This window comes from Microcoleus sp. Pol12B4 (assembly GCF_036701385.1).
Taxonomy (GTDB): Bacteria; Cyanobacteriota; Cyanobacteriia; order Cyanobacteriales; family Microcoleaceae; genus Microcoleus.
Genome location: NZ_JAUBQR010000008.1, coordinates 41,703 through 61,025, shown reverse-complemented (window position 1 = coordinate 61,025; position 19,323 = coordinate 41,703). Strand labels below are relative to the sequence as shown.

14 protein-coding genes, 1 tRNA gene and 1 pseudogene are annotated in these 19,323 nt (G+C 46.2%); 10 read left to right on the top strand and 6 right to left on the bottom strand.

Annotated elements, in window-relative coordinates; all coding sequences use genetic code 11:
• The 4 genes from QUA38_RS02615 to QUA38_RS02600 form a co-directional block, all read left to right on the top strand.
• Positions 1–232 (top strand): type I restriction-modification enzyme R subunit C-terminal domain-containing protein (locus tag QUA38_RS02615; RefSeq protein ID WP_333158942.1); only part of this gene is annotated, 232 nt, incomplete at its 5' end.
• A gap of 61 nt (positions 233–293) precedes the next feature.
• Positions 294–1,355 carry a glycosyltransferase gene (locus QUA38_RS02610; protein WP_333158940.1) on the top strand — a complete coding sequence of 354 codons (1,062 nt, stop codon included), beginning with the start codon at positions 294–296 and terminating at the stop codon, positions 1,353–1,355.
• A gap of 44 nt (positions 1,356–1,399) precedes the next feature.
• The gene (locus QUA38_RS02605; RefSeq protein WP_333158938.1) at positions 1,400–3,094 is read left to right on the top strand and encodes a class I SAM-dependent DNA methyltransferase; all 1,695 of its coding nucleotides are present in this window, start codon (positions 1,400–1,402) and stop codon (positions 3,092–3,094) included.
• A gap of 13 nt (positions 3,095–3,107) precedes the next feature.
• Positions 3,108–4,502 (top strand): restriction endonuclease subunit S, encoded by a 1,395-nt coding sequence (locus QUA38_RS02600; RefSeq protein ID WP_333158935.1) that lies wholly within the window; start codon positions 3,108–3,110, stop codon positions 4,500–4,502.
• 98 nt (positions 4,503–4,600) lie between these two features.
• On the opposite strand, the gene QUA38_RS02595 is transcribed toward QUA38_RS02600, so the two are convergent.
• The 6 genes from QUA38_RS02595 to QUA38_RS02570 form a co-directional block, all read right to left on the bottom strand.
• Positions 4,601–4,672 (bottom strand) — tRNA-Val (locus QUA38_RS02595).
• Positions 4,673–4,797: 125 nt separating this feature from the next.
• Positions 4,798–5,010 (bottom strand): DUF2839 domain-containing protein, encoded by a 213-nt coding sequence (locus tag QUA38_RS02590; RefSeq protein WP_333158933.1) that lies wholly within the window; start codon positions 5,008–5,010, stop codon positions 4,798–4,800.
• A gap of 65 nt (positions 5,011–5,075) precedes the next feature.
• Complete coding sequence (locus tag QUA38_RS02585) at positions 5,076–6,584, bottom strand: helicase C-terminal domain-containing protein (protein WP_333158931.1); 1,509 nt, start codon at positions 6,582–6,584, stop codon at positions 5,076–5,078.
• 22 nt (positions 6,585–6,606) lie between these two features.
• On the bottom strand, positions 6,607–8,139 hold the full coding sequence (locus QUA38_RS02580) for a pentapeptide repeat-containing protein (protein WP_333158929.1): 1,533 nt from the start codon (positions 8,137–8,139) through the stop codon (positions 6,607–6,609).
• 79 nt (positions 8,140–8,218) lie between these two features.
• Positions 8,219–9,781, bottom strand: coding sequence for a pentapeptide repeat-containing protein (locus tag QUA38_RS02575; protein WP_333158927.1), 1,563 nt, complete (start codon positions 9,779–9,781; stop codon positions 8,219–8,221).
• Positions 9,782–9,877: 96 nt separating this feature from the next.
• The gene (locus QUA38_RS02570) at positions 9,878–11,440 is read right to left on the bottom strand and encodes a pentapeptide repeat-containing protein (RefSeq protein ID WP_333158925.1); all 1,563 of its coding nucleotides are present in this window, start codon (positions 11,438–11,440) and stop codon (positions 9,878–9,880) included.
• 38 nt (positions 11,441–11,478) lie between these two features.
• Between QUA38_RS02570 and QUA38_RS02565 the strand changes: the two genes are divergently transcribed.
• From QUA38_RS02565 to QUA38_RS02535, 6 genes and pseudogenes are all read left to right on the top strand, one after another.
• The gene (locus tag QUA38_RS02565; RefSeq protein WP_333158924.1) at positions 11,479–12,318 is read left to right on the top strand and encodes a prephenate/arogenate dehydrogenase; all 840 of its coding nucleotides are present in this window, start codon (positions 11,479–11,481) and stop codon (positions 12,316–12,318) included.
• A gap of 67 nt (positions 12,319–12,385) precedes the next feature.
• Positions 12,386–14,221: an APC family permease gene (locus tag QUA38_RS02560; protein WP_333158922.1), complete on the top strand. Its 1,836-nt coding sequence runs from the start codon at positions 12,386–12,388 to the stop codon at positions 14,219–14,221.
• Positions 14,222–14,684: 463 nt separating this feature from the next.
• Positions 14,685–15,587: a glycosyltransferase family A protein gene (locus tag QUA38_RS02555; RefSeq protein ID WP_333158920.1), complete on the top strand. Its 903-nt coding sequence runs from the start codon at positions 14,685–14,687 to the stop codon at positions 15,585–15,587.
• Positions 15,588–15,804: 217 nt separating this feature from the next.
• The gene (locus QUA38_RS02550) at positions 15,805–16,173 is read left to right on the top strand and encodes a hypothetical protein (protein ID WP_333158919.1); all 369 of its coding nucleotides are present in this window, start codon (positions 15,805–15,807) and stop codon (positions 16,171–16,173) included.
• An 11-nt stretch (positions 16,174–16,184) separates the two neighbouring features.
• A pseudogene (locus QUA38_RS02545) lies at positions 16,185–17,326 on the top strand (RtcB family protein).
• A 102-nt stretch (positions 17,327–17,428) separates the two neighbouring features.
• The gene (locus QUA38_RS02535; protein WP_333158915.1) at positions 17,429–19,225 is read left to right on the top strand and encodes an ABC transporter ATP-binding protein; all 1,797 of its coding nucleotides are present in this window, start codon (positions 17,429–17,431) and stop codon (positions 19,223–19,225) included.
• The last annotated feature ends 98 nt before the right edge of the window (positions 19,226–19,323 follow it).

The window sequence follows — 19,323 nt, the reverse complement described above, 5'->3', positions numbered from 1 at the left end:
AGATGTGGTAAGGCGGAATTTTGAGGATTTTATTGCCCAACGGCAGTTTAACTCCAATCAGATTCAGTTTTTAAGGGTCGTGCAGAATGTGTTTTTGAAGAATCGGCGGTTGGAAGTCCCGGATTTGTATGAGGCACCGTTAGACAGATTTGGGGAGGATGCGGTAGAAAGGTGGTTTACTGAGGAGGAAGTGGATGAGTTGATTGAGTTCACACAGAGCTTTGCAGCTTAAAATATTCTTTTGCTCTTTTGCCTAATTGGGCATTCTATTCAAAATACACAAAGGAGGAAAAATGTTAAATAAAAACTTGTTAACAGAAGACTTACAAAAATATTATGTTGACTTTGATATTGCAATGGGAAAAGGAACAGGATATTTTAGGCAGATTGAGAAATATCAAGGTCGGAACTTGGAGTATTTCAATTTTTTCAAAAACTTATATGAAAAGAACCATTTTTTAAAGGTTGAACCCCAAGATCATCCTAAAATTCCCAAAATCATCCATCAGATATGGATCGGCAACCGCCAAATTCCTGAAAAATTGCAGCAATACCAAAAAACTTGGAGAGAACAAAATCCAGATTGGGAGTATAAACTTTGGACAAACGAAGAAGTCAAAGAATATACCTTTTTAAGTGAAGAGCTTAAGTCCTTATTCGACCAACCTTTGACTATAGGTGAACGAGTTGATGTGCTGCGCTATGACATTTTATACCGATATGGAGGAATATATACCGACTGCGACTGTATTTGTCTAAAACCTTTTGATACTTTTGCTTATAGTTATGACTTTTTTGCTGGTCTGTTTCAACCTATGTTTGCTAGCCGACCAACAGCAATTTTTTTGCAAAACTGTCTACTAGGAGCAAAACCAGAACATCCAATCCTTAAAAGGTTAGCATCATTATTAGTAGAGAATTGGGACAATATAAAATATAAAGATGATGAAGTTTATACTACTATCCAGCGAACATTCCTAACTCTAACATTGGCGGTAATTGATGAGGGTGGAAAATATGACAATATAGATATTGTTATGCCTCCACCCTATTTTATCCCTATTAGCCCTTATCCAGTTTTTGATCTAATGATTAGAGGGGTTAATGAGACAATAAGAGGATTTTTAGATGAAAAATTAGCCCCATATTCTTCATTTAAAGATTACAGTTTTGCCCACCATTATTCTCATAAAGAATGGTTGAAAGATATTTATTCAACTATGACTTTTAACCATACAGGATGGACGTTATTTGGATTAAAGGATTGGTGGCGATTTCTGATTGCAAAATCTCAAAAAGAAATGAAGGGGAAGCAAATTTACAGACAAACCTTTGATGAGATGATCTCTCGTTAATTTATCTAGGGCTTCCCTACTTAAATAATAAATATTAACTGCTAATGCTCACTGACCCTGAACTGCGATCGAAAGTTGACCAAATTTGGGATAGATTGTGGTCGTCGGGACTCTCGAACCCGATGGATTCGATCGAACAATTCTCCTATCTGCTATTCCTCAAACGCCTAGACGACGCCGAGAACCAGCGCGAGAAACAGGCAAAACGTCGCAATCAACCCTTTGAAACGCAAATTAACCCAGAATTGCGGTGGTCGCACTGGATTAATTTTAAGGCAGATCAGGCTCTCAAGCATCTTCGCGATCGGGTTTTTACCTGGTTGCGGACGGCGGGGACTGAGGGGAGTTCTTTTGAGCGATATATGCAGAATGCTGAGTTTAAAATCAGCAAACCAGCGACGCTGATTGAAGTCTGCAACTTGATTGATGAGATGAAAATCTCAGAACAGAACCAGGATGTTCAGGGCGATTTGTACGAATATCTGCTGAGTAAACTCAATAGTGCCGGACGTAACGGACAGTTTCGCACGCCTCGCCATATTATCCGCATGATGGTGCAGATGGTTGACCCGAAACCGAAGGAACGAATCGGGGATTTGGCAGCGGGGACTTGTGGGTTTTTAGTGAATGCCTACGAGTACATTTTAGAACAGCACAGCGAACCGGATGAAAAAGGAAAACGGCAGTTAATCGGAGATTTACTCAGCGACGCAGAACGGGAGTTTCTGCAAACAGAAGCTATTACTGCATACGATAATGATTCTGGCATGACGATGTTGCGGATTGGGTCGATGAACCTCATGCTGCACGGGATTAAGCATCCCCGCTTTTTCTACATGGATACGCTTTCTAAATCGTTTGAGGATCAGAAAAGCTTGGATGTGGTGCTGATGAATCCCCCGTTTAAGGGGAAGATGGATGAATCGGATATTAACCCCACCCTGCCAACGAAGTGCAAGAAGACAGAATTGCTATTTTTGCATCTGATTCTACGGGTGTTGGATATGGGGGGACGCTGTGCGGTAATTGTGCCGGATGGGGTGCTGTTTGGTTCGAGTAACCAACATCAGGAAATTCGGAAAAAGCTGATTGAAGAAAATCGACTCGATGGGGTGGTGTCGATGCCTTCAGGGGTGTTTAAACCCTATGCGGGTGTTTCGACGGCGGTACTGCTATTTACTCGCGGCGGTACGACGGACAAAATTTGGTTTTACGATATGGATCATGATGGGTTTTCGCTGGATGATAAGCGGCAACCTGTTGCGGAGAATGATATCCCGGATATTCTCACCTGTTGGAATAATCGGTTTGATGCTGATTTCACGATGCGAAAAGCAGAACGCCTAACTGAGTTAAAATTGGAGATTGCGCCCTTGAAGGCTGAACGGTTGATAATGCACAAGGAAATAAATCGCCTGACGTTTGAGAATGCTGTTGCACCCGCCGATGATGAGCCAACTCGCCTCGCTTTGGAAACAGATAAGCAACGACTGGCACAACTACACGAGCAAATAGCACCTCTGCAAGCGGAAATCAATCAGTTGAATCGCCAGTTTTGGGTGACAAAGGCGCAGGTGAAGGCGAATAAATACGACCTTTCAGCGAGTCGTTACCGTCAGATTGAGCAGGATGAGCCGTTTTATGAGTCGCCACAGGTGACTATGGAGAGGTTGCTGAAGTTAGAGAATTTGATGGAAGCGGAAGTGCAAGAACTAATGCAGTGCATTGGAGCAGAGTAAAACTGTTGACAACATGATGATATCTGAAAATAGGAAGCTGCCAGACGGTTGGCGACGGGTAGAACTTGGAGAGATTACATTATTAGTTCAGAACGGAGTCTATAAGCCTGCGGAGAAGTATGGTCATGGTTATCCTTTACTGAGGATGTACAACATCCAAACTACTTCTTTTAATTTAACTTTTGAGCCTCTAGCACGAGTGTTGCTAGATGAACAAGAATTAGAAACATATAAGCTAGAGACGGGTGATGTCTTAGTCAGTAGAGTCAATAGCTTTGAACTCGTTGGTAAAAGTGCCTGGGTCAGTCCTATTGCTGAGAGCTATGTTTTTGAGAATATGCTGATTCGTCTTCGTTTCAACGATTCTGTTGATTCTCTATTTGTTGCTCTACAGATGGGTACGCAGGCAGTTCGGCGTCAAATCGAAGGGTTTGCCAAACGAGCCAGTGGACAGGCATCGATAAACTCTTCAGATATCCGTAATATCCAAATAGTCTTACCTCCACTGTCATATCAGAAGCGAGTTGCCGCGATCGCCCAAAAAGCCGATCGACTCCGACGCACCCGACGCTACGCCCTACAACTCAGCGACACCTACTTGCGATCGGTCTTTTTGGAGATGTTCGGCGACCCGATCGCTAACCCGAAAGGATGGGAAATCGTTAAACTTAGTTCTCTTGGTGAATTAGATCGTGGTCGTTCAAAACATAGACCAAGGAATGCCCCTAAATTGTTTGGGGGTTCTTATCCCTTTATTCAAACTGGTGATGTTGCTAACTCTGCTGGATATATTAGAACGTACAAGCAAACCTACTCAGAATTAGGACTTAAGCAAAGTAAGCTTTGGGCAAAAGGAACTTTATGTATAACTATTGCTGCAAATATTGCAAAAACAGGTATTTTGACTTTTGATGCTTGTTTTCCTGATAGTATAGTTGGGTTTTCTCCAAACGATAAAACAAATACTGAGGTTATTCAGCAGTGGTTTAACTTCATTCAACAAAATCTAGAAGAAACTGCACCAGAATCTGCCCAAAAAAATATCAACCTGGAAATTCTTAGGAATTTAGACTTACCGATTCCCCCCCTCCCCCTCCAAGAAAAATTCGCCCAAATTGTCCAAAAATTTGAACGCCTCCGCACGCAACAACGGGAAGCCGATCGCCAAGCAGAGCATTTATTTCAAACCCTCCTGCATCGTGCATTTCGGGGTGAACTAACTTCTCAAAACGCTGATGATGAGCCTGAATCTGTCTTATTAGAAGACATCCGCGCACAACAAGCCAAAGCCGAAGCCAAAGCCAAAACAGCTACTCAGGCGATGGGTGAGGCTGCTGATTATCTTGGCACAAAAGCCAAACAGCAAGACATAGAACCAATCCAGCTAAAATTCCCAGGATTTGAATAGCTTCGGCAGAATAAACGGCGGTTGAAACCGCCGCTACACAAAAATTCGTCCCAGCAGAGGGGGACTAAGAAATAAGACGAATAAGAAAATAATTTAGATGGGCAATACAGGATTTGAACCTGTGACCCCTTCCGTGTGAAGGAAGTGCGCTACCACTGTGCTAATTGCCCGCAGATAATTAAGATACCATACTAAGTCCAAATTGGCAACTAAATTTTTCCTAAAAATTCAGCCGCTGGTTTCCGAGTTAAACTCGACACAATGCCAAAAATACAGGCATTTGTCGAGTCTGGCATCAGTTAACCTGCCACCAACCCGCCGAGGGGCCGACAAATCGCACTACCACCCACCAAGCCACCAAAAGGCCAATCCCCATCCAACTTCCGCGACTTGTCCACTTCACAAAATCTTCGCTTTGGGTTTTCGTGATTGGCAGCCAGGCAACGATGCGTTCTTCTTTACCGTATTCGTCGCCGATCGACTCTTTGCGACGCTTAGCTTCACCCATAATCTTTGTCTACTAAATTAGATTTCAACTGGATACCTAACCAAATTATAAGTCAACAGGTGATCTCAAGCCTGGGTCAGCCAAGTCGTATCCAAATAATCAATCCTCGCAAAAGGACTCAAAGCCGCTAAAACCTGCTGTCCGTAACTGCGGTGAATCACCCTGCTGTCGAAAATCGCCACCACCCCTTGACGTTCTCGCACAGGCGCGATCGCCCGTTGCAACTCATTCAGCGCCGACGGCAGCAAATACAACCGAAACCAATCCTTGCGCCGTTCCTTATAATAAGCCACACGCGCCGTCACCAAAGGATTCTCCAAAGAAGGTAGTGGCAAAGTTGCGATCGCCAGCAAGTGAGGCGCCCTCAATTCCCCCTGATGTTCCCGCCAAAACTCCCACCCCGTCACCAAAATCGCATTCTCGCCCACATCTGTTTTTTCTACCTGCACGCGAGAACCGAACTCAGAAGCCAAAATTGCCGCCAGCCGAGCCTTCAGCGGTACATCACCAACAATCAGCACAGTTAAACCCGCCACCGACGCGCTCATCAACAGCAAAGTCCGAATTTCTTCCATTAAAACACCCTGAAATTCCGGCGTATTTGGCAGCGGCAGCCAGTTGGGAATGTACAGTTGAATTAATTCGCTTTGTCGATCGGGCGAAAACTTAACGCTCGTCAATTCTGGAAGCCCCAACATTTCCCGGAAAATCGGAGCCTTCGGTTCCACATCCACCGCCCCACCAATCAACACCACCGGCTGAGCGTCCCAAATTTGGCTCAAAACCTCAGCCACCTGCACCGGCGCGCAGTAGAGAGAAAATGACCCAGCCTCCCGATGAATTTCCGCCCATCGCAGTTTTCCGTTTGTTTCCCACCGCTGCCAAAAATTGCTCCAAGCATCAGGAATTAGGGGGTTTGGCTCGATTTTTTCAAACAGCCCCTGCAAAATATTTTGCTCTGCCGTTTCCAGCAAATAGCACTCCTCTGGTTTCGCCGGATGCTTAAAAAAAGCCCGCGTTAGCATTACCCGCCCTTGGAGGATTGCATCGGCTTCCAAAGGCTGAGATTGCATTAAATCATTCCAGTCAGCCGGTTGCAAACCCGCCGTCAATTGCTGGCGCGTCCAAACTTCCAAGTCATCCACACCGTCAATAATTGTCGGAATATTCCTGTGAAGTTGCGAATTCCCCGCCAAGCGAGCCACCAGCCAAGACTCGGGATTTGCTAGCATCAAGCCTCGCCCAGTGGCATTATCGGAATAATTCTCGATCGACTTATCAGTTTGCAGCCACTCTTGCAAACGCGGAATTTCCACTGCTCTCAAATGCTCGATCACTCGTGTCGGCGCGACTAAAATCACAGGCTCCGGCCACATCAAAATCGGCATCAAATAGCTGACTCGATACCGCTGTCGGTAAGCTCCAGCCGGAAGCCCCGTTTGGATCAGAGCGCTGCGCCCCAAGCGCAAAGCCCGCGCCACGAGCCGCGCCATCGTTAAATGGTGGGGCCAGTGCGGCTCGGAGTGCGATCGCAGGAAGCGGAGCAATGAGTTGTGGACTTCTACCTCAATCAATCGGTTTTAAAATTGACATTTCTCACTCAACATAATCAAAACTGGCCAGAAAATCAACTACTTTTTGACCGAGAGGCAAACTGAATTTACTCGGTTGATGACTGGCACCTCCCTTCCCAAAATTCCCGTGAGAATTCACCATCAAACTCTCCTGTCCCGAACTAATTAAAATAGTTTGGGTAGGTGAATCAAAAAACTTTGTTGGCTGACTAACACCTGATATATTAGAGAGCAAATTTATCAACTCATTTAACTTATTTGTAGCTTTACTCAATGCTTTACGCAACTGCACTATTCGTTTCTCATCTAATAAATTTTGAATTTCAATATTTTTGCCAATAACCATAATATTTCTCTGAGTCTGTACAGCATCCTTAAAAGGAAGAATCGCTAAAAAAGCTGCTGGCAATAAATGCTCATCGCTCTCAAATCTAAAAGTTAGAGTTGTGCGGCGGTAGCCGACTTCAATATTAGGAGGAAAATTCATTGCCCGATAATGCCGAGCTATTTCGCTGTAAGCTGTTGCTAAAGTGCTGTTTGCTGAGTAGTCTAAAAGTGCGTCAACCACGATTTGCACTAACCCCGGCGTGTGATTTAAAAATTTTATCGATTCTGACGGCGAATTAAATTGTTGAATCTGAGTGCGATCGCCTGCGGGGCTGAGGTCAACCCACTGGCAAGTAATATCATCTGCAATGATACCACACCGAGGAACCAAATACAATTTTGCTCCTGTTAAAGTTGCTCCTCTCAAATCAGCGCCCACCCAATCTGCATTAATCAAATTTGTTTCTGTCAAATCAGCGTGAACGAAACTAGCACTTCCTAAATTAGTATTTCTTAAATCTGCTCCGTTAAGGTTAGCTCCGCTCAATTTAGCAAAGCTCAGATCCGCGCCGCTGAGGTTAGCTCCCGTCAAATCAGCCCATTTAAGGTTAGCTCCGCTCAAATTGGCACTGCTGAGATTCACCTGTTGCAATGAAGCTTGTCTCATATCGGCATTAATCAAATTGACGTCGCTAAGTTCTGCTTTCGTCAAATCTGCGCCGTGTAAGTTAGCTTCTTGAAAGTTAGCTGAAGCAGCCGAAGCACCTCTGAGATTTGCACCGGACAGGTTTGCACCGGACAGGTTAGCTTCCGTCAGTTTTACCTCTCTTAAATCTGCTTCAGTCAGGTTAGCGCCGCTGAAGTTAGTTTTGCTGAGTTCGCAGCGGACTAATTCGCTTCTAATCAAAGATGCTCGGATTAATTGAGCTGCACTTAAATCGGCTCTCACTAAGTTTGCTACGTTGAGAGTAGCCCCGTTTAAGATTGCCCGCGAGAGGTTGGTACTGCTGAGTCTAGCCACATTCAGGTTCGCTTCGCTCAAGTTAACTTCGCTCAAGTTAGCACCGCTGAGGTTGGTAACAAATAAGCTAGCCCCCTTTAAAATTGATTGGCTGAGATTGATGCGGCTGAGATTAGCTTCATTCAGGTTGATTCCTGTGAAATCTCTGTCGCCTTCAGTATATCTTTTGACGATTGCAAATCGTTTGAGCAGTTCTTCAGCTTCCATTTGTTTACCTGAATAAAATGTCAATCCGCTAACTTTTATATGGCATAAATAGAAATAATATCAAATTAAATTATAGTATTTACTCACCGAGCTGATAAAAGCTTTTGACAAACTCAATGACCGTATTTAGCGGCGGGGTGGTAAATCTTTGGGCTTTAATGGCAGGACTGATAGAGGTTTTGTTGACTCCAGGCAAATTTGTCAAGTTTCTGCCAAAATCTGGGTGATAGTGAATCATCAAAGTTTCGGCGCTAGAGTTAGCGAGTACAGTTTGGGTAGGTGATTGGAAAAAACTTGACATCGGTTCGCGATCGAGGCGAACCGGCTGAATTTTCATTTCCCCTATTTTTCTCATTGTTTTGGTTAGGGCTACGTTTAATTGCACTACCATATTTGACACTCTGACGCCCAGGTTATTACCACTTTGGGGTTGAATCATCTTGATCAAAGTAATCAAATTTTTCTGAGTAAATGCTGCATCACTAAAGGGAATAATCGCAACGAAAGCGGTGGGAAATAGTTGCTCGTCCTGTTCTATTCTAAATGATATGATGGTGCGTCGGGAATTAACTTCGATACTGGGAGGATGATTCAAAGCAGGGTATTGACGGGCAATTTGGCGGTAGGTAGCTGCAAGGACAAAGTTAGCATCGGGGTCGAGGGGTCGATCGACAATAATTTGCACTGTCGGCGGTGTAGCATTGAAAAACCTTTGAGATTCTTCTGGGGTAAAGCGCTGAATGTGGCTGCGATCGCCGTTAGGACTGAGGTCAACCCAATCGCAGGTAATGTCATCTGCTTTCACATCAAACCTAGAAACCGCGTAAATTTTTGCCCCCGTCAGGGCCGCCCCCGTCAAATCTGCGCCCACCCAATCAGCGTGAATCAAATTCGCTTGGGTCAAATCCGCGTGTACCAAAGTAGCGTTCAATAGATTGACATTGCTCAAATTTGCTCCGTACAAGTTGGCCCCGCTCAATCTCGCTTCATCGAGGTCAGCACCGGTCAGGTTCGCCCCGCTGAGGTCAGCCCACCGGAGATTAGCGCCTCGCAAGTCAGCGCCACTGAGGTTTGCCTGAGATAGATTAGCTTGTCTGAGTTCGGCATTGCAAAGGTTGACTCCTCGCAAGTCTGCCCTGCTGAGGTCGGCTCTGTGCAAGTTAGCCCGTTCCAAGTTTGCTGCTGTTAGAAAAGCGCCTCTCAGGTGAGCCCCGCTGAGGTCGGCTTGCTCTAGATTGGCTTCTCTGAGGGTTGCTTCTCTCAAATCTGCTTCGCTGAGATTTGCGCCGCTCAAGTTGGCACTGCTGAGGTTGGCTCGGATCAGTTCGGATCTGATCATTGTAGCTTCGACGAGTTGGGCTTCTCTGAGGTCGGCTCGAATCAAGTTAGCCACGTTGAGGATAGCGCCGCTGAGGTTGGCTTTGTAGAGATTGGCACCGCTGAGTCTGGCAACATTGAGTTTGGCTTTTCTCATGTTGGCGTTTGACAAATTGGTGCCGCTCATGTTGGTGAGACTCAAGATTGCCTCACTGAAATTAGCCCCGCTGAGATCGATCCGGCTGAGATTTGCCTCGCAAAGGAGGATAGCAGTAAAGTCTCTTTCTCCTGCTGCATATTTGGTGATGAGTTCTTCGGCATCCATGCTTTTGAATTTCCCTGATGTCTTAGCTAGAACAAAGCTTTGTTGTGCCAACCTTTAAACTAGAATAAGCATTTTTTGTAACTTGATGCAATATGCCTAGACATCTATATTGTGGAAGCCTTTTATAAAATCCAAAATGCTAGTGATATTAGCTTGAGCCAATTTTGTGCTTTCGGCTAACTTACCCGATGTTGAGTTACTTGGCTCGTATTTTTTAATCAAACGCTTGCCGAAGGCTGGGTGGTGATATACGCTGAGTCTTTGATCTCGGGAATTAATTAATATCATCTGTGTGGGGATTTGAAAGAAATTGATGCTTTCACCGATTTTTGGAAAAGAACTGGAAATTTTGATTTGGTCTACTTTACTGATAGCTTGGTTAAGAGCTTTGCTGCATAACTGGACGTGTTTAGATTCTTTGACGTTAAGTTTTCCTGCATCATGGGATTGAATCATTTTCATCAAAGCTATTAGGTTTTTTTGAGTTATGGCAGCGTCGTTAAAAGGAATGATCGCAACGTAAGCGGTGGCAAATAATTTATCGTCGCTGTCCATTTTAAATGCGAGTACGGTGCGCCTGGAGCTGACTTCAATCGTGGGAGGCTGACTTAAACTCGGGTATTGTTGGGCAATTTGGTAATAAGTTGCAGCTAGTGCAAAATGAGCGCCTTGGTCTAAGGGCGAGTCAATCACAATTCGAACTGTGGGCAAGGTTTCGTGAAAAAAGTCGTGGGTTCCTCCTGAGTTCAACCAGTAAATTTGGCTGTGGTCGCCGTTGGGGCTCAGATCAACCCACTTGCAGGTCATGCCTTCGGTTTTGATGCCGAGCCTCGAAACTGCGTGAAGTTTGGCTCCGGTTAAGGTGGCTCCGGTTAAGTCGGCTCCAATCCAGTCGGCGCGGATCAGATAGGCATTTGTCAGGTCGGCGTGAACTAAGCTGGCATTCAGCAAGTTGGCGTGGCAGAGGTCGGCTCGGCTGAGGTCGGCACCGCTCAATTTGGCTTCGCTCAGGTCGGCCCAGCGGAGATTGCAGCCGCTGAGGATGGCCCAGCGCAAATTGACGCCGCTGAGGTCGGCGCCGCTGAGTACGGCTTGAGTGAGGTTGGCTTGTCTCAGTTCTGTGCCTCGCAAGTCGGCACCGCTGAGGTCGGCGCGGCTCAGGTCGGCTCCTTGCAGGTTGGCTTGTTCGAGGTTGGCTTCTGTCAAGCACGCGCCGCTGAGGTGAGCGCCTCGAAGGTTGGCTTGAGCGAGGTTGGCTCCTCGAAGGGTGGCTTCGGTAAGGGTGGCGCCTTGCAGGTTGGCGCCTTGCAGGTTGGCGCCGCTGAGTTCGGCTCTAATCAGCTCGGCTCTGATCAGTTTGGCTCCTATGAGTATGGCTTTTTTGAGGTCAACTCGCACTAGGTAAGCGACGTTGAGGTCGGCGTCGGTGAGGTCGGCGCCGCCTAGATGGGCGCCACTGAGTCTGGCGATGTTGAGTTTGGCACCTGTGAGGTTGGTTTTGCTGAGGTTTGCTCCGCTCAGGTTTGCTACACTCAGATTCGCACCCTTGAGGTTGGCTCCGCTCAAGTTGACGCCGCTGAGGTTGGCCTCAGTCAGGTTGATTCCGGCAAAGTTTCTTTCTCCGGCGGCATATTTTTTCAGGAGTTCCTCGACTGTCATGGGGGCGGCACCGTATCAAATATCCCCATTTTATTGCTATGAATATCGGTATTGTAGGACTGGGTTTAATTGGTGGCTCGATCGGGCTGGATTTGCGATTGCGCGGGTTTAATGTTTTTGGGGTTTCGAGTCGGCAGCAGACTTGCTATCGGGCGCAAGCTCGCGGTGTTGTCAATGAAGCCAGCATACACCTGTCTCTAATGGCAGTAGCCGATGTGGTTTTTATTTGCACGCCGCTGGGGTCGATCGAGCCGATCGTCCGAGAGTTGGTGCCCTATCTTTCCCCTGATACTATTGTAACCGATGTCGGTTCCGTAAAAACACCCATAGTGCAGGCTCTGTCTCCTCTGTGGTCGAATTTTGTGGGGGGACACCCGATGGCGGGGACTGCTGAAAGCGGGATTGAGGCGGCAGTGCCGGATTTGTTTGTCGGGCGGCCTTACGTGGTGACGCCGACTGCCCAGACGCCGACGCTTGCGGTGGATAAGGTTGAGGAAATTGCGCGGTTGCTGGGTGCTAAAGTTTACCGATGTGAGCCGGAAGAACACGATCGAGCTGTGGCTTGGATTTCTCATTTGCCGCTCATGGCGAGCGCGACGCTGGTTGCTGCCTGCGATCGAGAGGGCGATCGGCATATTGTTAATTTAGCCCAACATTTGGCGAGTTCGGGTTTTCGGGATACGAGCCGGGTTGGGGGCGGCAATCCCGAGCTGGGAGTGATGGTGGCAAAGTACAATCGAGAGGAATTGTTGCGATCGCTATCTATTTACCGCGACAGTCTTGACGAGTTCATCACTGATATCGAAGCTCAAAATTGGCAAGCTCTCGAACACAAGCTAAAGCTGACTCAACAAGCGAGACAGAATTACAAATTGTGAGCCAAAAATTACTTAAAACTTTCCCCATCTCGATTATGATTTGTGGAGGGTTATATATTGAGTTTCAATGTACACTTATTCTCGACTCAAGCGATTTTTCCTGGGTGAATCTCTCCCCACTAGCGCATCTATTCATGAACGCCTGAGCAACGCTACAGGACTAGCTGTTCTGGCTTCCGATGCACTGTCGTCTGTTGCGTACGCTACTCAAGAAACTCTGCTGGTACTGTTACTAGCGGGGAGTAGCAGTTTGAGTTTATCGCTGCCTCTTTCTGGAATTATTATTTTACTGTTGGCGATCGTGGCGCTGTCTTACCGACAGACAATTAAAGCGTACCCCAACGGCGGCGGTGCTTACATTGTGGCGCGAGAAAATTTAGGTATTTACCCTGGTTTGATCGCAGCAGCTTCGCTGATGATTGATTACATTTTAACTGTAACAGTAAGTATTTCGGCTGGGGTGGCAGCCCTGACTTCAGCAGTTCCCTCTCTGCACACCTACACGGTTGAACTGTGCTTAGTTTTTATTGTCCTAATCATGTTTGCCAATCTCAGGGGATTAAGGGAATCGGGCAATATATTTATGGTTCCGACCTATGGGTTTCTCGTTGGGATTTTTGTTTTGATTGGCTGCGGCTTATTTCAACAGGCAACAGGTAATGTTATGCCGACATTACAAAATATTCCCGCTAAGGAACCTTTGGGATTATTTCTACTGGCGCGCGCTTTTGCGGCGGGCTGTACTGCCCTGACTGGAGTTGAAGCCATATCAGACGGGGTGTTGGCTTTTAAGCCTCCTGAATGGAAAAATGCCCGCCTGACTTTGAGCTATATGGGGGGAATTCTGGGAGCGATGTTTTTGGGGATTAGTTACTTGGCTCATATTTATCAGGTGATTCCTACAGAACATGAAACGCTCCTTTCTGTGTTGGGAAAACAGATTTTTGGTGTCGGCATATTTTATTACTATTTGCAGGCCGCAACTCTGTTAATTTTGCTGTTGGCTGCGAATACGAGTTATGCAGATTTTCCGCGACTTTGTTATTTTTTGGCACGGGACGGGTTTTTACCGAGGCAATTGTCGCTGTTGGGCGATCGACTGGTTTATTCTAATGGCATTAATCTGCTAAGCTTCTGCGCTGCTCTTTTAATTATCATCTTTCGAGGCAATACGAGTGCGGTGCTTCCCCTGTATGCGGTTGGAGTTTTCACTTCTTTTACTCTCTCCCAATCGGGAATGGTAATTCACTGGTTTAAAGAACGAGGTAAAGGTTGGCAAGTTAGTGCTGTGATGAACGGTATTGGTGCAGTGGCAACCACAGGAGTTTTGGCTGTAATTCTCGCTACAAAATTCCTTTTGGGAGCTTGGGTTGTCGTAGTAACTATTCCGCTCGTAGTCACTCTATTTTTAGCTATTCACCGGCACTATCGGTATGTAGCGGCTCGTTTGAGCATTCAAGGAATAGAACCGAGGTCTTATCTTCGCAGACCTAGAGTTAAGGCGGTGACACATCCCGCAGTCGTGTTAGTCGGGCAGTTGCACCGAGGGACTTTCGAGGCCCTCGATTACGCTCGTTTAATTGCTGATGAAGTTGTGGCAGTTCACGTGGATATTGGTTTGACAGATCGAGAAAAATTACAATTAGCTTGGCAAGATTTGCACTCAGACATTCCTTTGGAAATTCTGGACTCGCCTTACCGTTCTGTTGGTGAGGCTTTGACGCACTTTTTGACTTTGTTTGAAGAGCAGCGACCGGGAGTATATTTAACGCTGATTATTCCGGCTTTTGTAACGAGAAATTGGTGGGAGGGACTGCTGCACAATCAAACTGCTTTCTTTTTGAAAGCGGCTTTGCGGGCTAAAAAAAGTCGCGTTGTAACAACGGTTAGATATTATCTTTAAGTAATCTCTAATTAAAAGTTTGCCATTTTTCACCTGTCAAACAAACTTATTGAGGACTTGTGCAGCAACCCGGTTTGTTTCTGGAAGTTTTGTTGCTCAACCTAAGATGTATCGTAGGAACCGGGTTATTTGACCCCACACTCCTCCGTGTAACGCGAGGAATATCGGTTAAAAAACGCGGTTTTTTAAGTTTCGGTGCGTAAGTGAGGTATTAACTCTACAAGTCCACCGACTAGCTGAGCAGCGCGAAATAAACGGGGTTTTTGGTCTTAGTCGTAAGTTAAAAAACTCCGTTTATGAGAGCAAAAGTGCGTCCAGGGCTGGTGCTGTTACAAATATAATCAAACACACAGTAAAGTTATCAGTATTTTTACTGTAATGATGTTATTTAAAATTGACAATCGTCTAAAATTTTAGTAAGTTGTAACGGACAAGCAAAAACTATATTCCTTGAATAAAAAATATGAGCGAGCAATTAAGCAAACTCAGTGAAGTGTCGATGGTCTCAGCCAATTTTGGCAATGGGTTAGCCTATAGAGAGATTCTCCTGGATTGGTTTAAGTTTTTAGGCGGCAAACCAGGGGAAGTTATTGTTGTCGACGGTGGCAGCGATAGGGACACTCAAAAAGTTTATTGGGAACTCTATCAGGAGGGCTTAATTGATAAGCTGCAAATCATTGCATCGCACCATCAAGACAATGACAAAGAGAGATGTTTTATTCAGGAGTATACAGCGGGAGCAATCGCTAGCAAGCCGTATGTATTGTGGTTCAAAATTGACACGTTACCTTACAGAGAAGGCCACGACGGTTGGTTAGAGGAAGCGATCGATTATCTCGAACGAGATGAAATTTTTGCAGTGGGCGGAGGTTTTAACAGATCTTTCCCACATCTCGACGCTTGGACTGGGTGGTACTTCATTCAAGCCTGCACGATCAATTTTTCTTTGATGAAGCACAGTACCTTCGTTGCAGTCATGGAAGAATTTGCGGGTGAATATATTGCTTCAAGATTTGAAGGAACACACCAGTTTGGCAGGTTTTTGCTGGAAGAAGCATTTAGCGCATATATGGAGGCTCACAACCAATATACTTTGTGTAAGATGGAAGACCCGAGCTGGACGATATTTCACACGAACGCTCAAGACGAATATTTGCAGGAGGTTCGGGAGAAATATTTGGCTCGCGAAGATGTTAAAACTTTCATGAATGCGGCCCTTGCTAAAGACATCAGTCAATTTCTTTACTACGGAAAGCCACCTGTAAGAAGCAGCATGATTCAGAAAATGCGCATGGCTTTGGGAGAAACAAAAGTTGGGGATTATTGGCGGGAATTGAAAAAACAGTCTGGTTTTCGGGAAACCTGAACTCAACCCTTAGTCAGCTAATTTATCTTTAACAAGAAAAGGGAGGAAACGAGCTTTGAGCGGCGCTGACAGCGCTGAAAAACAGCATAACAGGGAAGAGGTTCACAAATCTTGGATACCTCGCTATGGCAGATAAGTTGGGTAAACTTACCCGGAAAAATGGGGTGTCATACTTGTAGTGATTCGAGAAGTTGGCTTCAACTTCTCTCTATAAAGATTGCTGCTGCTGAACCAAATTATTTTACTAACTACAACATCTCTTCCATTTGTGGCGGTTGTACTGCAACCCACAACAGACTATTTATGCAGCAGCAAAAAAACTTTAACAGAGTTTTGCGAGCTTTGTCTCGGCCAAGTCTTGAGGTTAGTTACGACAATAAAGTTTACTCGAAAAAAACACTGGCAAGATGCCGATGCTCCAACAGCAGAAGTTTTGCTCCCAGAGGATTTTCCTGTGGAAGCAAAGGCGCTCAAACAGTTAGCAAATTTGGCGAATGTTCGACACCCTCAAGGCGACTGCGTTTGCCGCGCGGCTACTCCAGACTTCCATCCGGGGATTCGGGGGTGGCGATCGGGTCTATTGTAGAAACAGCAGGAATGGTGATTCTGGTGGCTACCGGTTCCCATATCAACTGCAGGATGCGGTTACACGTTGCGGATTTATCTATCGAACAATTCGTCAGTCAGCGCGATCGATTTGTAGAATTGCTCAAAGGCGATTATTTCTTCGGTACTCGCGATGTCAGCATGACTGCAAAAACTGCTCGCGCGATGTTCCAACACGGGATTCCCGGATGGCTGGATGCTTTGCGAGACAAGCCAACCGGCAGCGCAGCTAATTCGGATTTCCAGCAGTTGGCGTCAGAGTGCGATCGCACTTTCCTCGGCGGTTCCATGAATGGCGATGTCAGATGGGCTCCCGAAGAATTAGTCCCAAACGACGGCTTAGTCAGGGATGGCGGCTTAGGTACTATCGTCGGCGGCAATCACTTTGTGGAAATTCAAGTGGTTGAGGAAGTTGTCGATCGAGCTACGGCTTATACTTGCGGAGTTCGATCGGGACAAATCGCTTTCATGATTCACTCGGGGTCGCGGAATGTCGGCAAATACATCGGCGGAATGTGGCGCGATCGAGCTTGCCAAGCCTGGCCGAAAACTCTGAAACATCCTGAATCCAGGCTTTTTCCGCTGTCTGTGGCAGCAAATCCCGAACTTGTGAACAGCTACCTGCAAGCGGAAGCAACAGCCGCTAACTACGGTTTGATCAACCGTTTGCTGCTAGCAGAATTTCTGCGGTTGCGTTTGCGGCAAGTTTTTGGCGATGTCGAAGCTCCCTTAGTATACGATTTGCCTCACAATATCACCTTAGCTGAAGGTGCCGGCTGGGTAACGCGCAAAGGCGCTTGTCCCGCACATTCCGGTCAGCCTGTAATTGTACCGGGTTCGATGGGCGCGCCGTCTTATTTGCTGGTTGGGAAGGGGAACGATCGATTTTGGCGGCTTCTCACGGTGCAGGTAGGGCGCGATTGCGCTTCGATATGAGTCGCAAAGGTGTTGACAAAACTGACTCCGCTTTGGGGTTAAAAGGCGTAGATTGCATTACCTGGCACGAAGAACCCAGAATCGAAGAAGCACCAACCGCTTACAAGCCAATTCAACCAGTAATTGACGTTCAGGTCGAGGCGCAAATAGTTGGTGTAGTCGCTAAAATAAAGCGAGTGTTAACGTTTAAAGCCTAGGAACGGGGCATTTGAGAATTAAAAATTAAACAAGGGTAAGGTACGCGCGGATCACCCTACTAATTTTTAATTCTCGGCCCTATTTCCGATGCCCCATGCCCTATGAATGATTCTCAAGCATCACCAAATCCATCAAAACCTGTCCATCCCCTAAAGCGGCTGCTGAAGTACGGGCGCCGCTACCGCCTGAAAGCTTGGCTGGCAAGTATCTGTTCGCTGCTCAATAAATTCTTCGATTTAGCACCGCCAGCATTAATCGGTATTGCCGTTGATGTGGTGGTGAAACAGCAAGATTCTATCCTCGCTCAGTGGGGCATAAAAGATGTCTTTTGGCAACTGGCAATTATCACTCTTTTGAGCGCGGTTGTTTGGACGTTGGAATCTCTTTTTGAATATGCTTATGATTATTTATGGCGCAATTTGGCTCAGGATATTGAACACGATTTACGTCTGGAAGCTTACGGGCATTTGCAAGAATTAGAGTTAGCTTATTTTGAAGAGCGCAGCACTGGGGGTTTGATTTCTATTCTCAATGATGATATCAATCAACTCGAACGTTTTTTGGACGACGGCGCTAATGAGGTGATTCAGGTAATTACAACGGTTGTTGTGATTGGCGCGGCTTTTTTTGCTGCTTCTCCTGGTGTTGCTGGGCTGTCAATGCTGCCGATACCTTTTATTATTTGGGGCTCGATTGCCTTTCAAAATCGCCTCGCTCCTCTCTATGCTGATGTGCGGGAAAAGGTGAGTTTTATGAACGGGCAACTGTCGAATAATTTGATGGGAATTACTACTATTAAAAGTTTTACTTCCGAAGATTATGAAATTCAGCGCATCGAAGCACAAAGTCAAGCTTACCGCGAAAGCAACCGACGGGCGATCGTACTTTCGGCTGCTTTTATTCCGTTGATTCGGGTTGTGATTTTCTTGGGGTTTATTGCAACGCTATTTCTGGGCGGTTTGGAGGTTGTAGCGGGCCGGTTGTCTGTGGGAACTTACAGCGTTTTGGTGTTTTTGACGCAGCGGTTGCTGTGGCCGCTGACTCGCCTGGGAGATACTCTGGATCAATACCAGCGCGCAATGGCTTCTACTAATCGGGTGATGAATTTGTTGGATACTCCGATCGCAATTCACACGGGTGATATTCGGCGGCCAGTTAGTTCGATTAAGGGTGAGTTAGAATTTAAAAATGTTACTTTTTCTTACAATCAAAGAAAGCCGATTTTGCAGTATTTTTCCTTGACTCTGTCGGCAGGAAAAACTACTGCGATTGTTGGCGCTACTGGTTCGGGAAAAAGCACGCTGGTGAAGCTAATTTTGAGGCTGTACGAGGTACAGTACGGCAATATTTATCTCGACGGGATAGAATTAAATAACCTGAATTTAAAAGATTTGCGGAGAGCGATCGGATTGGTGAGTCAAGATGTGTTTTTGTTTCACGGTACTGTTGCCGAAAATATTGCTTACGGCAGTTTTGAAGCAAGCAATCGAGAGATAGTAAATGCTGCGAAAATTGCAGAAGCGCACGAGTTTATCATACAATTGCCGGACGGTTACAACACTATTGTAGGGGAACGCGGTCAAAAATTGTCGGGGGGTCAGCGGCAGCGAATTGCAATTGCGCGGGCTGTTTTGAAGAATCCGCCGATTTTGATTCTTGACGAAGCTACTTCAGCGGTGGATAACGAGACTGAGGCCGCAATTCAGCGATCGCTCGAACGAATCACCAAAAATCGCACTACAATTGCGATCGCCCACCGTCTTTCTACTGTCCGCAATGCCGATTGCATTTGTGTCATGGAAGAGGGGCTGGTGGTAGAATCGGGGCAGCACGAACAACTGATCGAACAGGACGGAATTTATGCGGCGCTCTGGCGCGTGCAATCTGGTATAAGATAGAAACGCAGCGGTTTTGGGTAATTGGGAATTGCTAATTTGTAATTGGGGAGAAGCCATTGGACATGGGTAACTAATGACAACAGTCAACTGCCAACTGC